The 24,139-nt window shown below is 41.6% G+C and carries 15 protein-coding genes; 10 read left to right on the top strand and 5 right to left on the bottom strand.

Annotated features, from left to right (window positions below):
- Positions 1–599 precede the first annotated feature (599 nt).
- Positions 600–1,859: an aspartyl protease family protein gene (locus OCK74_RS16205; protein WP_279298105.1), complete on the bottom strand. Its 1,260-nt coding sequence runs from the start codon at positions 1,857–1,859 to the stop codon at positions 600–602.
- An 85-nt stretch (positions 1,860–1,944) separates the two neighbouring features.
- On the opposite strand from OCK74_RS16205, the gene mqnC reads away from it, so the two are divergent.
- On the top strand, positions 1,945–3,069 hold the full coding sequence (gene mqnC / locus OCK74_RS16200) for a cyclic dehypoxanthinyl futalosine synthase (RefSeq protein WP_279298104.1): 1,125 nt from the start codon (positions 1,945–1,947) through the stop codon (positions 3,067–3,069).
- 74 nt (positions 3,070–3,143) lie between these two features.
- Here the strand turns inward: mqnC and OCK74_RS16195 are convergent, their stop codons facing one another.
- From OCK74_RS16195 to OCK74_RS16180, 4 genes are all read right to left on the bottom strand, one after another.
- Positions 3,144–3,374 (bottom strand): hypothetical protein, encoded by a 231-nt coding sequence (locus OCK74_RS16195; RefSeq protein ID WP_279298103.1) that lies wholly within the window; start codon positions 3,372–3,374, stop codon positions 3,144–3,146.
- A gap of 81 nt (positions 3,375–3,455) precedes the next feature.
- Positions 3,456–3,782: a Rieske (2Fe-2S) protein gene (locus OCK74_RS16190; RefSeq protein WP_279298102.1), complete on the bottom strand. Its 327-nt coding sequence runs from the start codon at positions 3,780–3,782 to the stop codon at positions 3,456–3,458.
- A gap of 71 nt (positions 3,783–3,853) precedes the next feature.
- Complete coding sequence (hflX, locus tag OCK74_RS16185) at positions 3,854–5,044, bottom strand: GTPase HflX (RefSeq protein ID WP_279298101.1); 1,191 nt, start codon at positions 5,042–5,044, stop codon at positions 3,854–3,856.
- Between the two features lie 134 nt (positions 5,045–5,178).
- Positions 5,179–5,901: an outer membrane beta-barrel protein gene (locus tag OCK74_RS16180; protein WP_279298100.1), complete on the bottom strand. Its 723-nt coding sequence runs from the start codon at positions 5,899–5,901 to the stop codon at positions 5,179–5,181.
- A 183-nt stretch (positions 5,902–6,084) separates the two neighbouring features.
- Here OCK74_RS16180 and OCK74_RS16175 point away from each other — a divergent pair, with 183 nt between their 5' ends.
- The 9 genes from OCK74_RS16175 (at position 6,085) to OCK74_RS16135 (ending at position 24,014) form a co-directional block, all read left to right on the top strand.
- A complete protein-coding gene (locus OCK74_RS16175) occupies positions 6,085–7,125 on the top strand; it encodes a sensor histidine kinase (RefSeq protein WP_279298099.1) in 1,041 nt (346 codons plus the stop codon).
- Positions 7,126–7,173: 48 nt separating this feature from the next.
- Entirely contained in the window at positions 7,174–7,878 is a 705-nt protein-coding gene (locus tag OCK74_RS16170) for a LytR/AlgR family response regulator transcription factor (RefSeq protein ID WP_279298098.1), read from the top strand.
- Positions 7,879–8,582: 704 nt separating this feature from the next.
- Complete coding sequence (locus OCK74_RS16165) at positions 8,583–10,820, top strand: fasciclin domain-containing protein (protein WP_279298097.1); 2,238 nt, start codon at positions 8,583–8,585, stop codon at positions 10,818–10,820.
- A gap of 27 nt (positions 10,821–10,847) precedes the next feature.
- Positions 10,848–14,129 (top strand): SusC/RagA family TonB-linked outer membrane protein, encoded by a 3,282-nt coding sequence (locus OCK74_RS16160; RefSeq protein WP_279298096.1) that lies wholly within the window; start codon positions 10,848–10,850, stop codon positions 14,127–14,129.
- Between the two features lie 62 nt (positions 14,130–14,191).
- Positions 14,192–15,691 (top strand): RagB/SusD family nutrient uptake outer membrane protein, encoded by a 1,500-nt coding sequence (locus OCK74_RS16155; protein WP_279298095.1) that lies wholly within the window; start codon positions 14,192–14,194, stop codon positions 15,689–15,691.
- 13 nt (positions 15,692–15,704) lie between these two features.
- Entirely contained in the window at positions 15,705–17,408 is a 1,704-nt protein-coding gene (locus OCK74_RS16150; RefSeq protein WP_279298094.1) for a fasciclin domain-containing protein, read from the top strand.
- A gap of 43 nt (positions 17,409–17,451) precedes the next feature.
- The gene (locus OCK74_RS16145; RefSeq protein WP_279298093.1) at positions 17,452–18,921 is read left to right on the top strand and encodes a fasciclin domain-containing protein; all 1,470 of its coding nucleotides are present in this window, start codon (positions 17,452–17,454) and stop codon (positions 18,919–18,921) included.
- A gap of 88 nt (positions 18,922–19,009) precedes the next feature.
- The gene (locus OCK74_RS16140; protein ID WP_279298092.1) at positions 19,010–22,168 is read left to right on the top strand and encodes a SusC/RagA family TonB-linked outer membrane protein; all 3,159 of its coding nucleotides are present in this window, start codon (positions 19,010–19,012) and stop codon (positions 22,166–22,168) included.
- A gap of 88 nt (positions 22,169–22,256) precedes the next feature.
- Complete coding sequence (locus tag OCK74_RS16135; RefSeq protein ID WP_279298091.1) at positions 22,257–24,014, top strand: RagB/SusD family nutrient uptake outer membrane protein; 1,758 nt, start codon at positions 22,257–22,259, stop codon at positions 24,012–24,014.
- Positions 24,015–24,139 lie beyond the last annotated feature (125 nt).

Here is a 24,139-nt window from a genome sequence, read left to right as displayed (position 1 = left end):
CGTATCTAAGCCATATCTGCGCTATCCGTCTAACATTTGATTACCTCTGCATCCCTAAACCCCTTTCACTCCAACCCCAAACCCCAAACTTCAAACTCCAAATCTCTAAATCCCCTCTACTTTCTATCATCTATCACCCCCCATTCTTCCTTCTTCATTCGAATCATTCGTCATTCTGACCTCATTCCGAACATTTTCCCACCCCTTCGCCGTGATCTTATAGAGCCCTTATAGTAATCTTATAGGAAACTTACAGTAAAGTTATAGTAAACATATAGTAGAGTTATAGTAAACATTAGCCGTACATCCTAACTACATCCTCCTCGACCACTCCTATACTACTCCGGATCAACTCCGTATCTACCATATACCCACGACTTACTATCCCCTTTATCTAACCGACCATGCCTTCCGCATACCTGAAGCACACCTGAAGCATACTTACAGCATACCTGAAGCACGAAACAGATTTTGCCCCCACCTTATCCACCCAACCTCAATCCCCTATTTCCCTGCTCCGAAATCCCAAATCATCACTCATTACTCATCACCCCATTTCCTGACTGCTTCCTCTCTTTTCTCCTGAAAAGACTACCTGGTTACTTATTGCTTAGAATGCTCTTTACTTTAAATTCTATTTCCTTTAGCACTTCGCCACGCATTACGATGAGCTTTGCCTTTCCAACGGAGGCCTGAAGGCTGGCCTTGTAATGCTGTAAGTTTTGACTAAAATCTTTATTAACAGCCACAACGATATCACCTTCCAGCAAACCTGCCGCTTCAGCAGGAGAACCTTTGGCCACGTCTCCAACGATAATCTTGCCATCCTGGAAATAAAGTTCAATGCCAGAATAAATGTAATCGAAGGCATCATTGAAGTGTGAATTTGGAATCAGGTAAAAATCTCTTTTGTCATAATTGAGGATCAGGTTGAATCGTCGAATTATGTCGCTGCCCAGAATGCCGCCTAAATACGGGTAGGAAGTAATATTAAAATCGTCATCAAAAATATAGACCGGCACGTTTTTAAATTTATAGGGTCCCAGCCTTGCCTCTTTGATCACTGTCATGTGCATATCAATTTTACCGCCCAGTCCTTCTGCTTCTTTGGTGTATAACTTTCGTTTCTTATTGAGTATAGCACTGTCTTTAATAAAGTCAGTTGTCAGCATCAGATTTAAGCCTGCTCCCAAATCAAATAAAAAGCGGGTGTTACTTTCTCCTTCATCTTTTACCCGGACAAAATTCACGGGCAGGGTGGAAATAAACGGCCTCATTAAATAGCCACCCCTGGGGTATTTTAATAAACCTTTGGTCCAGAATTCCACGAAAGAGCTGTCATAGTTCACCTTGACGATATACCGGCTGAATACGGAATAGCCAATAATGCCGTCGATGCGCTCACCATATACAGCTGTCAGTATTTCATAGTTATTGACATGAAAATTCAAGCTATCTATTGTTAAACTAGGAAAATGCAGCTTTTGATTGTTGAGAAAGCTAACCTGCCGGATTCCTGCAATGCCACGGATAGTTCGGGTAGAAGCCTCCGGTTTTAACCCAAAATATTCTACCGTGGTAGAATCGAGTGAAATACCACCGGATCCGGTATCCAATATAAAGTTGAGCGAGTCGGGAAAAGCCGCAAACCTCGCATTTAACAAAATAACGCCTCCTGTAAGCTGCCGGAAGGGTATGCGGGCTAGTCGCTTGGATGGTTCAATAAATTCCTCCTGGCTAAAGCTTTGTAAGCAAGCCGCCAGGCAAATGATATAGATGACAAGCTTTTTCATCGGGGAAGAAGGATCGTTCATGGTTTTTTGGGGTTCGTACAGCATTCCTGAAAGGGAATAAACCATCAAACTGTATTAAAGTTATTCTAAACTCATCAACCGGAAAAACCATTCGTCCCTTTTGTTGATTCAGAACGTAAATTTGCAGGCTATGTCACTTTCTGAACTGTTTCATAAAGCTTTAGGCTTTGAAGATCTGTCTATAGAAGAAGGAATGCACCTGTTTGAACAGGCGCCCCTGACCGAACTGATGTATGTGGCCGATGAACTGCGTAAAAAGCAGGTGCCACATGGAAAAGTTACATGGCAGATTGACCGCAATGTGAATACAACCAATGTTTGTATTGCCAACTGCAAGTTCTGCAATTTCTATCGCATCCCAGGTCATGCCGAAGCTTACATTACTGATATGCCGGCTTACCGGAAAAAAATCCAGGAAACAATTAAATACGGCGGCGACCAGTTACTGTTGCAGGGCGGCCACCACCCGGAACTGGGCCTGGACTTTTATACCAATACTTTCCGCCAGATCAAGCAAGAATTTCCAACCATAAAACTGCATGCACTTGGACCTCCCGAAGTGGCACACATCTGCAAACTGGAAAAAATGAGCCATCGCGATGTGCTGATTGCTCTGAAAGAAGCAGGTTTGGATTCACTACCTGGTGCAGGTGCTGAAATCCTGGTAGACCGTGTACGACGCCTTATTTCTAAAGGAAAGTGCGGTGCTGACGAATGGCTGGCTATTATGCATGAAGCTCATAAGTTGAATATTACAACTTCTGCTACCATGATGTTTGGCCACGTGGAAACGGTAAGGGAACGCTTTGAGCACCTGGTAAAAATCCGTGAGGTGCAGGCCAAAAAGCCACAGGATGCTAAAGGATTCCTGGCTTTTATACCTTGGACTTTCCAGGATGTAGATACCCTGCTGACCCGTATACGTGGGGTTCATAATCTGACTACTCCCGATGAGTACCTCCGTATGATCTCGATCAGCCGCATTATGCTGCCCAATATCAAAAACATTCAGGCTTCCTGGCTGACTGTTGGTAAGCAGACCGCTCAGCTTTGTTTGCATGCCGGCGCCAACGACTTTGGCTCTATCATGATTGAAGAAAACGTAGTGAGTGCAGCCGGCGCTCCACACAGGTTCACCTCTAAAAGCATTCAGGCAGCTATTCGTGAGGCCGGTTTTGAACCGCAATTGCGCAATCAGCAGTATGAATGGCGTGAAATACCGGAGAGTATTGAGGAACAGGTTGTTAGTTATTAAATAATAACTGACTATAATGATAAAAGCCATGCCTGGTCAGGCATGGCTTTTCTATTGTACTATAAAAAAACTGGTCAATGTTGCTTCAGCAAATAGCCTTCCAACGCCTCAACTGCCTGGTCTTTTAAATCCGGGTCAATGGGGTCCTGGTCATGCCATTCATCATGCTCCCTCTTAATAGAAAACGTCGGTAGCCCTTCTTCCGGAGGTTCGGGCATGAATATATATTTCTCATGATCAAAATAGACATGGTAAGAGGCACTCTTGTTGCCGATGCTGATATTGGTAGTAAATATGGATTCCATATTGCCTTTTCTTTCATTTATATAAAAATGATGCCTTAAACAATATACTACCAATCTTTCATGGGAACTGTGGCCTGCCCATTAGATTTCAACGTAGATGCCGTCTTCTCTTACTTCTACAGGCCAGTGTTTGAGGTAATAACCTTCCCCCGTTACATTACGGCCATTCTTCATGCAAAATTTATAACGGTGCAGCGGGCAAACCACATTGCCTAATGCATCAATATATCCGCTTAAAAAGTACCCACTGGCGTGCGGGCATTTATGGGTAAAGGCAAATAGGGTGTTATTGAATTTTGCTATGCATATCTTTTTGCCGTTTGCAGTTACTTCTGCTATATTGTTGTCGCCAAATGGAATTTCATGAATATAATCTGCAACTTTTATCCAGCGGGGCTTATGGAACATAAAGAAGGGATAAATTAGAATGACGAATAAGGCTAAGCCTGTTCAGCCTGATCTTATTCGTCATTCATCATTCAAAAGAAGAACTCTGTTTTATATGGATACCGCACACGGTAAAGTTCTCTCACTTTATCAAGGATCGTTTTGCGCAGTTTGTCTATATTGGTTCTCTCCAGGGCAGAAATAAAAATGGCATTGCCTCCTGTTTGTTGCTGCCACCTTTCTTCCAGGTCTCTCAGAATTTCTTCCTTAGTCCCTGCTTCCAGCCACTCATCGAACGTATTCTTTATATACAGGTCCATTTTGTTGAATACCATCAGGATGGGCTTGTCAAAAGAGTTCAGTTCCTGGAGTGTTTTGTTGACTACGCCAATTTGATCCTCATAGTTTGGGTGCGAAATATCTACTACATGTATCAGAATATCAGCTTCCCGTACTTCGTCCAGCGTGCTTTTAAAGCTTTCCACCAGGTGGTGGGGTAATTTACGGATAAAACCTACCGTATCACTTAAAAGGAAGGGCGTCGTCTCAAATACGATTTTCCGGGTAGTAGTATCAAGTGTCGCAAATAACTTATTCTCAGCCAGCACCTCGCTTTTGCTCAACAGGTTCATGATCGTTGATTTCCCCACATTGGTATAGCCTACCAGGGAGACCCGTATAAACTCTCCCCTGTCTTTTCTTTGTGTAAACGATTGTTTGTCTATTTCAGCCAGCCTTTTGCGCAGAAGCGATATCTTATCCCGTACAATACGACGGTCTGTTTCAATTTCTGTTTCACCCGGACCCCTGGTACCAATACCACCACCTAGACGTTCCAGGTGCTTCCACATACCCCGAAGTCTTGGTAATATGTATTGATATTGTGCAAGCTCTACCTGGGCTTTAGCCTGTGCTGTTTTAGCACGGCGGGCAAAAATATCCAGGATAAGGTCTGAACGGTCGATCGTTTTTACATCAACAATTTTTTCAATGTTGGATATTTGCGATCCATTGAGTTCGTCGTCAAAGATCAAAACATTAATGTCATGCGTTTTGATGTAATTGGCAATTTCTTCAAGCTTTCCCTTGCCAACGAAGGTTTTACTGTCCGGGTGCGCCAGCTTTTGATAAAAACGTTTTACCGCAACGGCACCAGCTGTTTCTGCCAAAAAAGCCAATTCATCAAGATACTCCTGTATTTCATGTTCCTTTTGTTCTTTCTGAATGACGCCAACTAATACAGCCCGTTCCTGATGTGCAATTCTTTTTGTTGTATCCAGCATATGACCACGGATTTGCGGAGTTTGAATATAATTCTTAAGGATTTGATGTAAAAGTGTGCCAAGGTAATAAAAAATGCCGGTTACCAGTTTTGGGCATCCGGCATTTTTCTCTATCAAGAATACTTCATAAGATGTTATAATCCACTCAACATTATTCCAAATGTAAAAGGACGAATGGTTGGAGCTAAACCTTCTTTAAACAAAGGTGTTACTGCGTATGAACCGAAGATACTCAGGTTCCCGTAGCCAATGCGTCCCGTCAGGGAAATACGGTTCTGGTTGAAAAAGCGTTTTGTATTTTCTTTTGTGATATAGTCGTTCACTGTGCCGCCGCCCTTGTTTTGCAATTCCTTGCCTTTGGTATGGGCATTCAACAGCGTACCAATTTTGGCGCCAACAGCTATTTTAAAGCTCTTGTTATTGTTTTCAGGGTTAGCGTTATAGCGCAATTCCACAGGAGCTTCCAGGAAGGTGGTTGCAATCTTGAACTTTTTGAAATGGTTGGTATCACTGGCATCCCTGAATTGAAGGCTGGATGACGTTGATTTAATATCAACGATAGTTTTATCAAAATAAACATTCTCCGTACTTACGCCGGCTCCAATTGCTGCACTGAAGTGTGGATTACTTTTAAATGGGAAATCAAACATAAAATATGCATTGAAAGCCCTGTGAAAGCCGCTGGTGTTGATCGTGTCCGGCGTGCCATTCCAGGCAGTGTAACCAAATTGCAGGATAAGATGATCATTTGAACGGGGTAAGGTAACCGCCGGCTTAGGATGGACCGTGCTGTCTTTCTGAGCAAAAACGTGTAAAGCTGCTATTAAAATGAATCCGGTAAAAACTATTCTTCTCATATCAAAAATTAATTCAGCAAAAGTATTGGGTTCAAATGAATGATTCGAATGAGGAACCATGATTTAATGGTTTCAGGAAGCTTTAACTTATTCTTAATTGATTTGGTCTCAATAATTTGCTTACTCGTCGCAATATTTTAGAGCAGGTGTCTCATGCCGGAAAGTTGTTGCTAATTTGCCGGCATGAAAACAACTTATAAGAAATGGGTGGTTGCATTATTGCACATAGCGGTTTGGGCATTGTTGTTTTCTTTGCCTTTTTTGCTGCGTTCTTATGAAGATCATCGTCCGCCTCAGAGAGGTGGCGGGCATTCCAATCCCTCCCTGCATTATTTTATTAATAACCTGTACTGGATCGGTTTTTTCTATTTGAATGCCCAGGTATTGATTCCCAGGCTGGTTTATAAGAGGAAGTTCTGGCTTTATGGCATTGTTTTATGTTCTATATTTTGCCTTTGGCTGGTCCTGGGCTGGCTGACATTTCTTTTGTTGCGCAATCCGGACTCTTTTCACTGGCAAACGCACATCCTGTTTACTTTTTTTATATTTCTTTTCTTTTTTGCATGCAGTACGGCTTATCGAACCTTTCGTGATAAAATCATATCGGACCAGGTGGCGCAGGAAAGAGAAAACGAAAACCTTAAAACCGAGCTTACACTTCTTCGATCTCAGGTGAGCCCTCACTTCATGTTCAATGTACTGAATAACATGGTGGCGCTGGCCAGGAAGAAGTCGGACCTGCTGGAGCCCTCCCTGATCAAACTTTCATCACTGATGCGCTACATGCTTTATGAGTCGGATGAAGAAAAGGTTTACCTGGAAAGGGAAATTGAATACCTGCAAAGCTATATCGATCTGCAGCAGCAGCGTTTTGGAAATAACGTAAAAGTGAATGTGTCAATGGATATTGCAGATAACTATTACCAGATAGAGCCCATGCTTTTGATCCCCTTTGTTGAAAACGCTTTTAAACATGGTACCGGTCTCATCGATGACGCGATCATTAATATACAATTAAAGGCTGAAGAAGGCCTTCTCCGGTTTTCTGTAGGTAATAAATATGTTGAATCTGCGGATGAGGTGAAAGACAAAACATCTGGTATTGGACTGCCCAATGTACAAAGAAGACTAAATTTACTCTATGGTAACAACCATCGGTTGTTCATTACAAAAGAAAACAACTGGTTTGAAGTTAAGCTTGAGATTAAGATGACAAATGAATAACAGCTAAGCTTTTATTCCTATTTACAAACTATAAACTACAACTTAGTCATGCTGACTTGTCTTGCAATTGATGACGAACCGCTGGCATTGGAATTACTGGAAGATAACATCAGCAAGGTACCGTACTTGAAGTTGGTGGCAATTTGCAGTAACCCACTCCAGGCAATGAAAATATTGCAGGAACAACCGGTTGATTTGATCTTTCTTGATATCCAAATGCCGGGACTTACAGGTTTGCAATTCATCCAAAGCCTGAGTCAAAAACCCATGTTTATTCTGGTTACTGCTTATGAAAAATATGCACTTGATGGCTTTAATCTGGACGTTGTCGATTATCTGTTGAAGCCGGTTTCATTGGAACGTTTCATTAAAGCTTGCAATAAAGCATGGGAATTACATGAACTCCGTGCCGGATCCAAAGCTGTTAGTACGGAAACTCCTCAGGAATACTTTTTTGTAAATGTAGACTACAGTCTCCTTAAAGTAGAATTTGCCGACATCACCTGGATAGAAGGTCTGAAAGATTATGTAAAGATTCATTTGAAAAGTACCTCAAAGCCCGTCGTTACCCGCATGAGCATGAAGGGCCTCGAAGATCAATTGCCTCCATCGCAGTTTGTAAGAGTCCATAAATCCTTCATCGTGTCTAAAAAGCACATCACAGCCATCCGCAAAAACAGCGTCTTCATTGATGATATAGAAGTTCCGGTAAGTGAAGGATACAAAGATGCAATTGCTGCAATTATGGGGTAGGTATTCTCTGGATATTAAAGAGTTGTCCAAAAGTTGTTGGAGATTTATAAGGGACAACGTCATAGTTTCTTTACAAATGAGAGATACTTAATCAACCATCCGGTAGAAAGTTTTTAAGAAAAAAACTGACTTTAAGCAGAAGGCGTCAATTGTGAATAAGTTTTCACTATTGACGCTTTTTGTTTAATGGTATACCATTATTGCTTTTAAAATCAATCAGTTGTGACATCACCACTTTAAAAATAGAAAAACTCCTTTATGTAAGGTTAAGTGTAAGATAGTTAGTAGGTTACGAATGATTATTATAATGTGGAAAAGCACGTTAGCTTCATTGTTATATGTGCGTTCCGCAAACGATTGCGTAAATAATTCAGGATAGTGCAGGATAGTAGATGTTAATAAGATATTAATTTCGATTGATCAAACGTTAATCAACTGCTTTATTTACGCTAACCTATAGGGTTAGCCAAAAACACACTGCTTGCTTTATGAGAACAAAATTTCTACATACATTTTCTGCTCTTCAATCTACCTGTATTGAAAAGCGATTGCTGGCCGAAAAATCACCAACTTTTATTGTTTCTTCAATTATTCAGTGTTTCGTTCCGTGCTGAACAGAGTTACTGTTTATGATCGTTCAGCTACGATGAATGTGCGCTGCGCCCTCTCCCCATAAGTTTCCATAAAAACTTTTTTTACTTACTATGAACAAGTTTCTACTCAGAATTTTGCCCCTTCTTACTCTAGGAGTGCTGCTGGTGAATTGCACAAAAAAAGAGTGGGATGAATATTACGGAAGACCGGAAAACCTGGAGCCCCCAATTTATCAAATATTGCAGGGTAAAGGAAATTTTAAAAACTTATTAGCAGCTATCGACAAGGCTGGTTATAAGGATATTTTAAGTGCAGCCGGTTATTGGACATTTTTTGCTCCGCACGATTCTGCTTTCCAGGTTTACTTCAAAGAGAAAAATATTAGCGGCATCGATCAGTTGGATAGTGCAGCTTGTAAGAAGATCGTGACTTATTGCCTGGTGTACAATGCATTCAAAACGGACAGGATCGATGATTACCAAAGTGTAACTGGTTGGGTGACCAACGCTGCATTTAAGAGACGTACAGCGAGCTACACTGGTATTTACAACGGTAACGATAATTCCGGTAATGCTATCAAGGTTATTTCCAGTAACCGCAATAACAACGGGACTACATTTTATGTGGATGCGGACAATAACAACAAGTATATTCCTTATTTCGCGGATGGTTATATGGCCAGTAAAGGATTGACTGCCGCAGACTATAATTATTTCTATCCAAACACTACTTATACAGGCTTTAATGTGGTGGATGCTGTAGTAACAGAAAAAGATATTGCTGCTGAAAATGGTGTGATCCATGTGGTAAATAAGGTAATCACAACTTTACCAAGTCTGGATGAATACCTGGCAAGCAATCCGAATTACAGTGAGTTCAGAAAACTGTTTGAAAAGTTCCTGATAACATATGCATTGAACTCCAGCGTAACTCAGAAGTATCAGAGTTTGAATAACTCCACCTCACAGGTATTTACCAAAGTATTTAATTCTGCCCTGGCTTTCTCACCCAATAACGAGAACTTTTTGAAGTTGCAGGATAACGACGGACAGTCGAATTCCTATAGTATGTTTGTTCCAACCAACGATGTGTTGACAAGCTATCTCAATAATGTTTTGATGGAAAACTATCCTAACAAAAAAATTGAGGAGTTGCCTATAAACATTATTTACGATTTTATCAATGCTCATTTATGGCAAACAGCCGTATGGCCTTCTAAATTTACAACAACTTTCAATTCCCTGGGCGAAGAAGCTCGTTTTAGTCAAGCTGACATCATAGATAAGAGGATCCTGAGCAATGGTATTTTTTATGGTACCAGTAAAGTGCAGGAAGCAAATGTATTCAGCAGTGTTTTTGGTAGGGCTTATCTCGATCCGAATTATTCGATGATGACAAGCTTGCTGAGTCAGGAACTGAAATACCAGATATCCAATATCCGCCAGAAATATACATTGTTCCTGGTGAGCAACAAAGCATTGAATGATTCAGGCTTTTTTGCAGATCCTTCAGTAAGCAATATTGTAAATGAGCAATGGCGTTATACATCACCAGGTGGAGGTACCGTCATTACAGGTAGTTCGGCTTTGGTGCGTTTGCTGCGCATGCTGAACATGCATGTAGTTCTAGGCGATCAAACCAGTCTTTCTGGCTCAGGTGTTGTTCAAACCTATGGTGGTGAATTCATTACATATGATAATGGAAAAGTGCAGGGATCTGGTAATGCTGAGTACAATGCACCTGTTATTGTACAAAAAAGTAAAACTGCTAAGAATGGCACTGTATATTATATTGACAGGCCGCTGACCTATAGCAATTACGCAATTGGCATTTACCTGAAACGATTGGGAGCAGCCACAACTTCAGAGTACAACTATTTCTGGCGCTATGTGACCAGTACCGATCTGTATAATACAACTACTGATGAATTTAACTCTGGTCCTTCTACCGGTTCCTTCTATACCTTCTTTGTGCCCAACAAGTTAGCTATTGAAAATGCCATCAAGGCTGGTTTATTGCCGGGTACAGTTTCTGGTTCAACAGTAACGCCTAAGTTCACTGGTTTAACGAATCCTGAGATCGAATTAATTAAAAAATTCGTACTGTATCACATCCTGAATAAAAAATCTGTTGCAACTGACGGGAAGGAGAGTGGTTCATTTGAAACTCTGCTGAAAACGGCGAATGGTGATCCTACCTCAATTTTCGTGAGCAATAGCACGCCAAATGCAATGACACTTACGGATATGAATAACCGTACTGCCAGTATAGATATTGTCAATAGCAATAAGCTGGGTAACCGTATTGTGATCCATCTCATTAATAATTATTTGAAATATACATATTAACCACCGTCTCTTCTAATAAAAACTGGTATGTTGAAATATATTCAAACAATAGTTTGCTCCTTTGCACTCATCTGCCTGTGTGTATTGCAATCTGCAGGACAAGGTGCGGCGCCGGGAGCCGATAAAAGCATTGTAAAGGGAAAGATCGTGGATAAGCAAACAAGTTTGCCTATCAGCGATGTGTCCGTAACAGAGCTGGATGCTGATAACCGTATTGTTAAGGGTACAAAAACTGATATTGAAGGTAACTACGTTCTGAAAATATCGAACCCTAAACACAGGATCAGCATTTCCTACATTGGCTATAAATCCATTACACAAGCATATGGTGGACGCACCACAATCAATTTCCAGATGGAAGATGCGAACACAAGTATGAACGAGGTAGTGGTAGTTGCCAGCCGTAATGTGGACAATGGTATGATGTCTGTAAAAGAGCGGAACAACACCCTGGCAGTATCAAGAGTAAATGCCAAAGACCTGGAAGAAATGCAATCAGCCAGTATTGACCAGGCACTTCAGGGGCGTATGGCCGGTGTGGACATTACCGCTACCAGTGGTGATCCGGGTGCGGCCATGAATATCCGGATCCGTGGTGTATCTTCTATTAGCAGCACAGGCAATCCTTTAATTGTTGTGGATGGTATGCCTTATGAAACGGAAATACCCAGCGACTTCAACTTTGGTGCTGCCGATGAACAGGGCTATGCGCAATTACTGAACATTTCTCCGGCTGATATCAGGGAAATTACTGTTTTAAAAGATGCAGCAGCTACTTCTGCATGGGGTTCCCGCGCAGCCAATGGAGTATTGCTGATCAGCACCAAGAGAGGTGCACAAGGTAAACCTTCTATTTCTTATGCATTTAAAGGTTCTGCTTCATTCCTGCCAGAATCAATCCCAATGCTGAACGGTGATCAATATTCTACATTGATTCCGGAAGCCTACATGAACCGTATCGGTACAACAATGAACTCGCAAAACGTACGTGAGTTCAACTACGACCCTAACGATCCATACTGGTACTATAACTATAGCAACAATACAAACTGGATCGATGAAATTTCAAGAGTTGGTCATGTGCAGGATCATACTGTTAGTATGAACGGTGGTGGTGAGAAAGCAAGGTACTTTGCCTCTATGGGTTATTACGACCAGGCAGGTACTACCCTGGGTACATCACTGAAACGTATCAATACCCGTATCAACCTCGATTACAATATTTCTGAGAAGATCAAGATATTCACCAGTATCGCTTATACGCACACCGACCAAAACCGGAACTATCTAAGTGATAAAGATGGCGCAATCCGTGGTGTAGCTTATATTAAGATGCCAAATATGAGTGTGTTTGAATATGACGAACAGGGCAACCTGACTCCCAATTATTTTTCTCCTTTGTCGAATGTTCAAGGAACCTACAGCCGTATCTATAACCCGGTTGCTATGGCTTCAAAGGCTAAATATGCAGTGTTGGGTGAGAGGATCGTGCCTCGCTTCCAAATGAATTATGACATTATCAAAAGGGTATTGAAAGCAAGCTTCGATGTGCAGTTCGACATCAACAATACAAAGAACAGCAGCTTTTTGCCCCAGATTGCAACAGGCCGTAGCAATACGGAAACAGTTGTGAACAGGGCTTATGATGGCGATATTGACCTGTTCAACGTGAATACCAAGGCGAACCTGACCTATCAGCCTACTTTCAAAAATACGAACCACTCAGTGGTATCTTCTTTCAGCTTCTTCTCCAATGATTACAAATCACTGAATCAGGAGATAATGACTTCGAACACGGCTTCTTCTTTATTGGTTGACCCGGCTACTGCTTCGAGGACTCAGAATGAAGAACTGAAATCAGTATCAGGTATGTCGGAAACCCGCAGCCTGGCAGGTGTATTGGAAGCACAATATGGATTTAAGGATAAATACATGATCAAGGGTTCATTACGTGGTGATGGTAATTCCAAGTTTGGTCCTAATTACAGGTATGGTCTGTTTCCTTCTGTGTCACTTAGATGGCGTGTGTCAGATGAGAAATTCTTAAAAGGTATTAAGGGTTTAGATGAGTTTAGCTTCCGTGCCAGCTATGGAGAAAGCGGAAACGCTCCAAAATATGATTATACTTTCTTCAACAGGTATTCCACCTTTGGATGGAGCTACCTGGGACAAAGCGGCGTGGCACCATCTACTATGGAATTGAAAAACCTGAAATGGGAGACGATCCATGGTACGAACGTCGGTGCTAACTTATCTCTTTGGAATGGTCGCTTCCGTGCTGATGCCGACTTATACAGAAACAGGACAACAGATTTGTTCTTCAACGGTTTGCAGATTGCTTCTTATACAGGGTACAGCAGTGTGAATATGAACGTGGGTACTCTGGATAACCAGGGTTGGGAATTGGCAATATTTACTACGCCTTACAAAACAAAAAACCTTTCTGTTGATTTTAACTTCAACATTTCTGCCAACCAGAACGTAATCCGCGAGATCTCTGATTTATATCCCAGTAGTAAGGGTGATGTGACTCAATTAGGTGAGTACCTGCGCTTACTCCAGGTAGATAATCCATTTGGATCTTTCTATGGCTACAAGTTTAAAGGTGTTTATAAGGATAAAGCATCTACCATAGCACAGTCCCAGGATGGGAAGAACATTGTTGGACCTAATGGCCAGATCGTTTACATGCGTTTTAACTATCCGAATGTGGATTATGTATTCCAGCCAGGTGATGCGATGTATGAAGATATCAACCACGATGGTAATATCAACTATATGGATGTGGTTTATCTTGGAAACAGCAATCCTAAGTTTACTGGTGGTTTCGGACCTTCTATCTCATGGAAAAATAAAATTAAATTATCAACTTTCTTCTCCTTCCGTTATGACTACGATGTTGTGAATGGTACGAAGATCAATACTTCTGCCATGTACAATTTTGACAACCAGAGTACAGCCACACTGCGTCGCTGGAGAAAAGAAGGTGATGAAACAAGTATGCCCCGCGCGATCATAGGAGGTGGTTACAACTGGCTGGGTAGCGACCGTTATGTGGAAGATGCTTCTTTCCTGAGGTTCCGCACCATTACGCTTCGCTACACATTTGACAACAAAGCACTGTCTAAAATGAAATTGAAGAATATGAGTGCCTATGTAACAGGCGAGAATATTTTTACCATTACGAAGTATACAGGACAGGATCCTGAAGTGAATGCAACGGGTTCCGATCCTTTCAAAATGGCTTACGACTATTCCATGACGCCACCTTCAAGAAACATCATTCTAGGTCTTCAGATAGGTTTCTAAGAATGGTTCTCGGAAAATTGATTTTAATCTGAAATATTAACTCTATAAATGATAGTGCAATAATGAAGAATTTAGTCACATATGTTTGTTTGCTTGTCCTCATGATAAGCGCTTCGTCCTGCAAAAAATGGCTGGACCTGAAGCCACAGGATGGCATTGTGCGGGAAAATTTCTGGCAAACAAAAGAACAGGTAGATGCTGCCGTAACAGGGATTTATGCTTCCTTACTGACCAGTACGTCGGGATCAGCCATAGGGCCTGTGGAACTTTTTTTCCTGTGGGGCGAAGCCAGGACTGAAATGATTACACCCGGCTTTCAAGCAAATCCTGATGAGATTGACTTTGTGAACATGAACGTTCAACCAACAAACAGGTATAGCAACTGGAGGACCATTTATCAAACGATCAACTACTGCAATACTGTGATTGAACTGGCTCCTGGCGTCTTGGCAAAAGATAATACATTTACCCAGGAGCAATTGAACAGGGCGGTGGGCGAAGCGCTTACGATCAGGTCGCTCATGTACTTCTACCTTGTGCGCAATTTCAGAGATGTGCCACTAAAATTGGATGCTACGATCAGTGATGAAGACATTACACCAATGTCTAAGAGCAGCAGCGATTCTGTATTGTCCCATATCGTTGCTGATCTGAAAAGAGCGGAACCTTATCTGCCTACTACTTATGGAAATATCAATATTGATAAGGGCAGAGTTACCCGTTATACAGTGAATGCGATCCTGTCAGATGTTTACCTGTGGATGGAAAAATATAATGAATGTGTGACTGAGTGCGATAAGATCGTTAATTCTAATAATTTCGGATTGATTGGTGGCGGACAGGACATTTTTAAAGAGCTGTACTACGACGGCAATTCTAACGAAAGCATTTTTGAGTTGCAGTTTGACGCCCAGAAGTTGAATCCGTTTTACAACATGTTTCTATCCTCTACACGCCGTTGGGGAGCTTCTTCCCAGCTAATGGAGCAAGTTTTTGGTGTGGATGTTGTCAATACTGTGCCTTTGGAAGACTTGAGAGGAAATGGAACATCCCTGCGTGCTACCGACCTGACCATTTGGAAATATATGGGTGCCAATAGTTCGGCTACAACTTTGAGATCATCAGACCAGTCATTTGCACACTGGATATTCTACCGTTATGCTGACATATTGTTGAATAAAGCTGAAGCGATCAACCAGTTGGATCAACCATTGGAAGCATCCCGCCTGGTAAAAATGATTAGGGATCGGGCTCACGCTTTTGACTTCAATGGTACGATGGATTCTACCAGTAAATCAGGAATGGAAGATTTTATATTACAGGAGCGTCAACGCGAATTTGCATTTGAAGGCAAACGCTGGTATGATGTGCTCCGCAATGCAAAGCGTAATAACTATCAGAACCTGGGATACTTGCTGAATATGGTTGCTACCAGCATTCCTGCAGACCGTCAGCAGGCAGCATTTAATAAGGTGAGGGATTATAACAGCCATTACCTGCCAATCTATTTGTACGAAATGCAAACCAATAAACTATTGGTTCAAAATCCATTTTATAAATAATTAATTGCAAGCCATGAATAATAAAGTATTATTTATCCTCTTGGTTTCCATATTTTTTTCAACAAGTATGATGATCACAGGTTGTAAAAAGAGTGAGATCAATCCATATACAACCGGGGATGTGAACATCGTAGGATACCTGGAGAAGAACATTGATTCCTTTTCCCTGTTCAAACAGATTTTAGATCGTACCGGTAATTCAGCCTTTCTGAATGCTTATGGGGCTTATACAATTTTTGCTCCTACCAATTCCGGAGTAAAAACCTGGCTTACGAAAATCAATGCTGCTACAGTGGATGCCGCCGACATGACCAAGCTGCAGGATATGGTGAAGTTCCACCTGCTGGTAGATACCATCACCACTTCTGCTTTTAAAGATGGTAAGTTGCCTGTTCCGACGATGCTAGGACAATTCCTGGTAACCGGAGTGGGCGCCAAAGGAGGTGTCTCTTCTTATTTGGTGAACCGTCAGGCCATGATCTCCAAATCAAACATTAAAGTAGGGAATGGGATCATACATGTGATTGATAACGTGCTGGAACCTTCAACACTTACTATAGCAAAACAACTGGAGGCAAAAGCTGAATACTCCATTTTTGTTCAGGCTATGAAAGAAACTGGATATTATGATTTGTTGAATACAGTGGATGCTGATACTACCAAACGCTGGATGACTGTAATTGCCGAAAGCAACAAAGCATTTGCAGATAGCGGTATCACTTCTTATTCAATGCTTAAAGCTAAATATTCCAAAACCAGCAACCCTTCCAATACAAATGATAGCCTACACATGTATATGGCTTACCACATTTTGTCGGGTATTAAGTTTTTGGGTGATATAATTACCTCACCGTCTCATCAAACCCTGCAACCGCAGGAAGTAGTGAGTGTACAACTAAAGGACCAGGAAGTAGTGCTGAATGAAGTTGAATTCAATGGAGTATTTGAAAAAGGCATTACTGTCAACCGTACCAGCAGCGATAATGCGGCTACGAACGGTGTATGGCACGATGCACAGGCACATTTTACACTCAAATTCCGCAAGCCTACAGCCCTGTTTTGGGAGGTGACTACTTTCTCGGAGATTCTGAAACTGCCTGCCTATTATAAAAAGCAGAACTATACCTGGACCAGGCAGTCTGAGTCTGACCAGCCACTCAAGGATATTGTTTGGGGATGGGGTCCGTTGGCCGGTACCAACACCATTACTTATTACTACAATAGTTCTTCCAGCAATAGTATTACTGGTTATGGTGCTGTCAACTTCGATGCCATTCAAATGCCTATGGGTTTACCAAACAGGCCTATCTGGTGGGAACTAACCACACCTCCTATCATAAAAGGTAAGTATAAAGTATGGATATGCTATATTCAACGTAAGCAATCTTCGGGTTCCAACGAGCTTTGCCAGGTATCAATTAATGGGGACGTGATGCCGAATACAATGAATTTTACTCAAACCCGCCCTTCAGGTACAGATCCCGAACTAGAGGCGATAGGATGGAAACGTTATACAGAGTCAACGAATGCGATTTATGCGGGAAGGTTAGTTGGCGTATATGATTTCAAAACTACTAAACGACAAACCATTCGCTTTACGCCACTTAATGGTACACAGAATGACAACTATCTGGATATGATCCAATTCATTCCAATTGATGATCAATCCCAATACCTGCCTCGTTTTAAAACTGATGGAACTAAAATTTACCAGTAGGGGAAACAGGTATATAAACTTTATAATTGAAAAAACTGAACAAATGCGCATCAAAATAAACCAACTGCTTTTTTTAGTTTGTCTATTCGGCAGCATCATTCTTACTGGTTGCCAGAAATGGGAAGACCACAATGATGTTACCGACCAGGAATTGAAGCAGGACCTGTTTGTACAAATAAAGGGAAATACCAATCTGAGCAAGTTTGCCGAACTGATCACAAAGTCAGGCTACGATAAGGTACTTGCTTCTTCCAGAACATTCACTGTATTTGCGCCTACAAATGCAGCACTTGCGAGCCTGGATGCGGCTATTATTGCTGATTCTGCTAAATTGAGCGCCTTTGTTGGCAATCATATTACGACACAGACCTATTTCACAACGGGGGCTACTACTCAGTTGCGCTTGAAGATGCTTAATGGTAAATACCAGAACATGCTGAACAAGTCAATTGATGTAGCAACAATTGTGGAAGCAGACAAGTATGCAAAGAATGGTGTGGTACAGGTAATAGATAAAATGCTTCCTGTATTGAACAATGGATGGGAAGTAATTCAGACGGATGCATCTATTCCTGCACTGCAGAAGAATTATATGCTGTCCCTGTTTCAAAAAATGTTTGATCCTACCAATGCTGTGCAAATAGGGATCAACCAAACTACAGGAGAGCCAATCTACCAGCCAGGTACAGACTCTGTTACAATAAACAAGTTTTGGCGTAGTGTTTATGACCTGAAGGATGAAAGCAAACAATTTACTTTGTTTGTATTGACAGATGCTGCATGGACAAGTGAATTAAATAAATTCAAGCCTTTTTGCACTACTCTAACCAACAATGCCGATTCCACAACAAACTTTGCAAGCTGGGCCGTTGTGAAAGATCTTGCAATTGAAGGTTTATACAATGCTACCGCTACGACAGATACTGTTTTGTCTAAATTCAACGTAAAAGTGCCTGTAGACAAAGCCGCCATCGTACAAACAATCAAAACCAGCAATGGTGTAATCTACATAATGAATAAAGTGGATGTACAGCCCAGGCATAAGATCCAGCCCATCACCATCGAGGCAGAGAACTACCGAACTACTAGTGTAGACAAACGTGGTAATACTTATTTCCGCGACCGTTTAAACCCTGTTACTGGTAAAATCTTCCGTGATGTGAATGTATACAATCATGGAACTGTATTGTTCAACATCAACTACCGTGTTAATGAAGTGTACAGCGGCGTGAAGTACAAAGCTTACTGGGTAGCATTGAACGACTTCAATGGCGGAACGGCTTTCAACCAAAAGCTTGCTTTTGAAACACCTACTGCCAACACCTTTACCCTGCAAAAGGCAGATGGTTATACAGCGGTAAACGCTAACGTGTACACAGAAGTACTGCTTGGTGAAACTACGCTGCCAGTTTACAAACCTGTGCTGGATGTTTATCTTACTGCTGCCAATAGCGGCGCAGCGGCGGTGAACCCAATTGTTTGTGACTATATCAGGCTGGAACCACAATTCTAAATCTAATTCTTGTTAGCCATTTTATATCAGACTAATGCTTATAACGAGAAAGAATACTGATTTCAATTACATAAATAAATCTTTTCGGATGAAATTGATAATTGCTACAGCGTTTGTATTGGTAACGGGAACGCTGGCTGCCCAAAAGCTACCTGCTGCGGATACGATTGCTGTAAAGCATTCATCCGGTAATGAGTTGCATGTATCAGGTAAGATCATTGATGAAGCCAGTAAGAAACCAGTTGCTGGTGTCAGGGTACAAGTTGAAAATTTTTCGGCTGCTATTACAGACGAGAATGGTAAATACACCCTTAAAGTGCCTTCATACAAATCTACGATCATGGTCAGCGGAGAAGGAATGGATACCAAATACGTGCCACTGAAAGGAAGAAAGAAAGTAGATGTTTCTTTATTGGATGAAACCCATGAATCTATATATGAAACTGTGACGATGCCCGGTGGATTGCAGTCTAAAAAAGACGTAACTGCTGCAATTGGTCAATATAGTGTATCTGGCTGGCAGCAGATCACAGAGGTTCCTGATGCTATGTTGCAGGGCAGAATAGCTGGATTGAATGCCATTCGCCGTACAGGAACTCCAGGTGCGGGAGCGAATCTTTTCCTGCGTGGATTCAATTCATTATATGCAACTAATAAGCCATTGATCATCATCGATAACATGTTATACGATGCAAATGATTATGGTCAAAGTATTATTGCCGGTAATTACACCAATCCATTATCCATGATTGATGTAAAAGACATTGATAATGTAACTGTATTAAAAGATGCTTCCTCTATTTATGGTACTAAAGGAGCTAATGGTGCTATTATCATTACTACACTCAGGGCAAAAGAGCAGGCAACAAAAATTGACTTTGGAGCTTATACTGGTTTTAATGCTGCACCTGACCAATTACCGGTTATGAATGCATCTGATTACCGCACTTATTTAAGTGAAGTGCTGCAAAGTAAAGGTATGAGCAGTAGTGATATCGCGGCCCAACCTTACATGAACGATGATCCGAATAATCCATCTTACTCCACTTATCATTTTAATACAAATTGGCAAAATAAAGTGCTCGCGAATAGCATGACCAACAACATGTTTTTAAAAGTAACAGGTGGCGATAATATTGCTACTTATGGTTTAAGTGTTGGTTATATGAAAAACGAAGGTGTGGTAAAATCTACAGATCTTACACGCTATAATATGCGCTTTAATGCCGACTTCAATTTCTCTAAACGCTTTACAGGTAGCGCCAACATTTCGATGGCTAAAAATGAACAGAGCCTGAAAGACCAGGGAATAGCCGATAAAACTTCTCCAGTTTTCCTGGCACTTACCAAGGCTCCTTTCCTGTACGATCATGTAGTTAATAGCAAAGGTGTAGAAAGTCCCAACCTTTCTGATGTGGATACTCTTGGAGTAAGCAACCCTTCTGCTATAATTGCCAACATGCAGGCGTATAATAAGTATTACAGCTTTTTCGGTTCTTTTATTTTCAAATACGACATCAGCAAGTACCTGAGCGCAAAGACAATGATCGGCATCAACTTCAATAAGATCCGTGAAAATATATTTGTGCCCAGCAAAGGTGTCGCAAAAGATACATTGAGAAATGCGGTAGCAAACAATAGAATGGGTACTCAGGTAAAGAGGTTGTTCTCTTTATATAATGATACCCGTTTGGAATATAACCGCACATTTAGCCTGGAACACACATTGTCTGCACGTTTAGGCGTCCGTTACCAAAACAATGATGCGCAACAACATTATGCTTTAGGTTATAATTCGGCAACTGATGAACTGGTAACGGTTCAAAATGGGTTGGCTGCTCTGCGGCAGGTAGGAGGCGGACTAGGTGAGTGGAACTGGGTAAACTCTTATTTAGGTGCTGATTATGGATTCAGAAGTAAATACTTCTTTTCAGTAAGTGCAGCTATGGACGGTTCTTCGCGTTTTGGCAAACTGGCAAAAGAAGGCATTGAGATCAATGGATATAAATTTGCCGTACTGCCTTCTGTTGGTGCTGCCTGGCTGATCTCCTCAGAAAACTTTATGGCCAATTCCAAGATTAACCTGCTGAAGTTGCGTGCTACTTATAGCATGACTGGTAATGATGATATTGGAAATTACTCAAGCCGTCAGACTTACAGTCAGCAAAACCTGTTGGGTATGCAAGGACTTGTGCGTAATGGCATTGCCAACCCTGCCCTGCAATGGGAAACTGGCAATAAACTCAATGGCGGATTGGATATTGCGTTACTGAATGAGCGGGTTAGCCTGAACCTTGACGGTTATATCTCTAAGACGGAAAACATGCTGGTATATGAAAGCCTGGCTGCTTCGACAGGTTTTGCCACGGTATTAACCAACAACGGCAGTATGAAGAATGCAGGCTTAGAAGCTACTCTGAATGCTCGTGTGATCAATAAACAAAAATTGAAATGGGATATAGGCGTTAATGCCGGCATGTACAAGAATGAAATAGTGGCTGTACCAAATGGACAATTTACAACTGAATATGCAGGAGCTACCATCTTAACTGCTAACGAGCAGCCGGCCAACCAGTTTTATGGGTATACTACTCAGGGTGTGTTTGCTACCAGCGCAGAAGCGGCTACTGCCAATTTACGAAAGAAGAATGCAGATGGTTCTTATAGCGCATTTGGTGCAGGTGATATCAGGTTTGCAGATTTGAACGGGGATCATATAATAGATGAAAATGACCGTTCAGTTATAGGTGATCCAAATCCGGATTTTACTGGTGGCCTTACCAATCGCGTGATCTGGAAAAACTTTGAGTTGAACGCGTTGATCACTTTCAGCCAGGGTAATGATATATACAACTATGTGCGCTATAGACTGGAATCTATGAGCGGAGTGCAAAACCAACTGGAATATGCAAAGAACAGGTGGCGCAGTGAAGGACAGGTGACCAATACACCTAAAGCAACCTGGGGCGATCCACTAGGAAACAGCCGCTTCAGCGACCGCTGGATAGAAGATGGTTCCTATGCACGCTTACGCACCGTTTCCCTGCAATACTATATTTCCGTGAAAAGCAATATTGTAAACAGTGCAACTATTTATGCTACAGGCAATAACCTGCTGACCCTGACAAAATATAAAGGATATGATCCTGAGTTCAATGCCAGCAGCAGTGTATTTGCACAGGGTGTTGACGTAGGAATGGATCCTCAGTTCAAAAGCGTGACATTAGGTGTTCGCATTGGTTTATAATTCAGGTTCATCAACGGATAGAAGGAAAGCCTTGTAGCTTTATGAACCACAAACAAAAAATACATAAAACAATAAACCGGGCTCGGTTATGAGAAAGTTTCTGATAAAAAATGTTTTAGTTGCAGCTATGGCTGTAACAGGTTTGGTCTCCTGTAAAAAGTTGTTGGATGTTGAGCCAAAGGACCAATTGGACGTTTCACAGATGTACCGTAACGTGTATGATGCTGATGCAGCTATCATTGGGATATATGGTAAATTCCAGACTTTAGCAGAACGTTATATCCTGCTCAATGAACTGCGTGCCGATATGCTGGATTATACGGCTAATGCCGACGAGTACCTTCGTCAGTTGAGTACACACACAGTTACTAAAGACAACCCGTATGCTTCTCCTAAGCCCTTTTATGAATTGATCATCAACTGTAATGATGTGCTGAAGCATTTCAACATCATGCGCCAGGAGAACAAACTAAAGGAAGCTGAGTACAATCAGCGTTATTCTGATGTAGCCAGTATGCGTTCATTCCTTTATTTACAATTGGGCATTCACTATGGTAAGGTTCCATACGTTACAGATGCTCTTGAAACAGTGGATGATGTAAAGAATGAATCCAAGTTTCCTAAATTGGAATTCGATGTCCTTTTGGATAGTCTGATCAAAACAATGGAAGCAATACCTTTTAAAGATCAGTACCCAAGCGGAACAACATTGAATATATCCGTTGATGGATACCAGACAAACAAATTTTATATCAATAAAAAAATAGTGTTGGGTGATTTGTATTTGTGGAAAGGAAATTACAGAAAAGCTGCAGAGTATTTTAGGCAGGTGATGGAGACCGCCACAACAGGAACCCCAGGTTCACAATATTACATGCAGTATAAACTAGGCTGGAGCGGTTCCAGAACCAGTCCGGGTTCAGACGACCATTTTGTAAGATATACCAGGATGGGCGATGCTTCAACACTGGCATGGACCAATTCATGGGTAACCATGTTTGAAAGGGCACAGGATAATGGCTTTAATTATGAATGGATATGGGTAATACCTTTCGATAATAAATTTAAGCCAGAGAATCCTTTTGTAAAGCTATTCAGTCCCGTTGGAGGCAGTTATTTGGTGAAGCCTTCACAAGAGGCAATGGACCTCTTTAATAGCCAGACACAGTTAGCAGTTCAGGGTAATGGCTTACCTTATGACGCCAGGGGGAATTACACATGGCGTCATATTGGTAATCAACCGGTGGTAATGAAGTATCTGTATAACTACCTGGACAAGAATACCAGTGCGCCAGTGAATATTTTACAGAAGAATAGCAAATGGTTTTTATTCCGTCAGACACAACTTCTCCTTCATTTTGCAGAAGCTGCAAACAGGGAGGGCCGCTACCTGCTGGCAAGCGCATTTGTGAATAACGGCCTTTCTGGCGCTTATCCAGCCCCGGGAAGCGATGTGACGAATTATCATAATACGCTTTGGGATTCATACCCTTATAATTTCGATGCTAGAAACAGTGGAAGTTCTGGTGTTCCTTATTACCGGTCTGATTGGTACAGGCACCAGGGTATAAGAGCACGTGCCAATGTGGTTAATAATACTTACTCAGCCAGTGATAGTCTGGTTCAAATTGAAAACAGTATAGTTACCGAGTTGGGTCTGGAAAATGGCTATGAAGGCACTCGCTGGCCCGACCTGCTGCGCATTGCTTTAAGAAGAAATGAGCCTTCATTCATTGCTAATAAGGTTTATAATAAGCTGATTAAATCAGGAGCTTCTGCCGGGCTTGCTGAAGCTGCGAAGCAAAAACTACTCAGCAAAGATTACTACCTGCCTTTCAATTGGTAGGCTTCTCCAAAATCTCTTGTGAGAGCAGAGGCTTTGCATTACAAAAAGGCTGTACCTGGTACAGCCTTTTTTATTGAATATGATTGCCAGAGATAGTCAATTTTATTCTGATGTAAACAGCCTTA

The organism is Paraflavisolibacter caeni (assembly GCF_025628885.1).
Taxonomy (GTDB): Bacteria; Bacteroidota; Bacteroidia; order Chitinophagales; family Chitinophagaceae; genus Flavisolibacter; species Flavisolibacter caeni.
Note: the sequence above shows the minus strand (reverse complement) of the source record. Positions and strands in the feature narration are given on the sequence as shown.

Excerpts from the sequence above, each read along its gene's own strand:
- OCK74_RS16165 (WP_279298097.1), top strand. The coding sequence starts at position 8,583 with ATGAACAAGTTTCTACTCAGAATTTTGCCCCTTCTTACTCTAGGAGTG.
- OCK74_RS16170 (WP_279298098.1), top strand. The coding sequence starts at position 7,174 with ATGCTGACTTGTCTTGCAATTGATGACGAACCGCTGGCATTGGAATTA.
- OCK74_RS16195 (WP_279298103.1), bottom strand. The coding sequence starts at position 3,374 with ATGGAATCCATATTTACTACCAATATCAGCATCGGCAACAAGAGTGCC.
- OCK74_RS16190 (WP_279298102.1), bottom strand. The coding sequence starts at position 3,782 with ATGTTCCATAAGCCCCGCTGGATAAAAGTTGCAGATTATATTCATGAA.
- hflX (WP_279298101.1), bottom strand. The coding sequence starts at position 5,044 with ATGCTGGATACAACAAAAAGAATTGCACATCAGGAACGGGCTGTATTA.
- OCK74_RS16145 (WP_279298093.1), top strand. The coding sequence starts at position 17,452 with ATGCGCATCAAAATAAACCAACTGCTTTTTTTAGTTTGTCTATTCGGC.
- OCK74_RS16205 (WP_279298105.1), bottom strand. The coding sequence starts at position 1,859 with ATGGTTTATTCCCTTTCAGGAATGCTGTACGAACCCCAAAAAACCATG.
- OCK74_RS16175 (WP_279298099.1), top strand. The coding sequence starts at position 6,085 with ATGAAAACAACTTATAAGAAATGGGTGGTTGCATTATTGCACATAGCG.
- OCK74_RS16180 (WP_279298100.1), bottom strand. The coding sequence starts at position 5,901 with ATGAGAAGAATAGTTTTTACCGGATTCATTTTAATAGCAGCTTTACAC.
- OCK74_RS16140 (WP_279298092.1), top strand. The coding sequence starts at position 19,010 with ATGAAATTGATAATTGCTACAGCGTTTGTATTGGTAACGGGAACGCTG.
- OCK74_RS16160 (WP_279298096.1), top strand. The coding sequence starts at position 10,848 with ATGTTGAAATATATTCAAACAATAGTTTGCTCCTTTGCACTCATCTGC.
- OCK74_RS16155 (WP_279298095.1), top strand. The coding sequence starts at position 14,192 with ATGAAGAATTTAGTCACATATGTTTGTTTGCTTGTCCTCATGATAAGC.
- OCK74_RS16150 (WP_279298094.1), top strand. The coding sequence starts at position 15,705 with ATGAATAATAAAGTATTATTTATCCTCTTGGTTTCCATATTTTTTTCA.
- mqnC (WP_279298104.1), top strand. The coding sequence starts at position 1,945 with ATGTCACTTTCTGAACTGTTTCATAAAGCTTTAGGCTTTGAAGATCTG.
- OCK74_RS16135 (WP_279298091.1), top strand. The coding sequence starts at position 22,257 with ATGAGAAAGTTTCTGATAAAAAATGTTTTAGTTGCAGCTATGGCTGTA.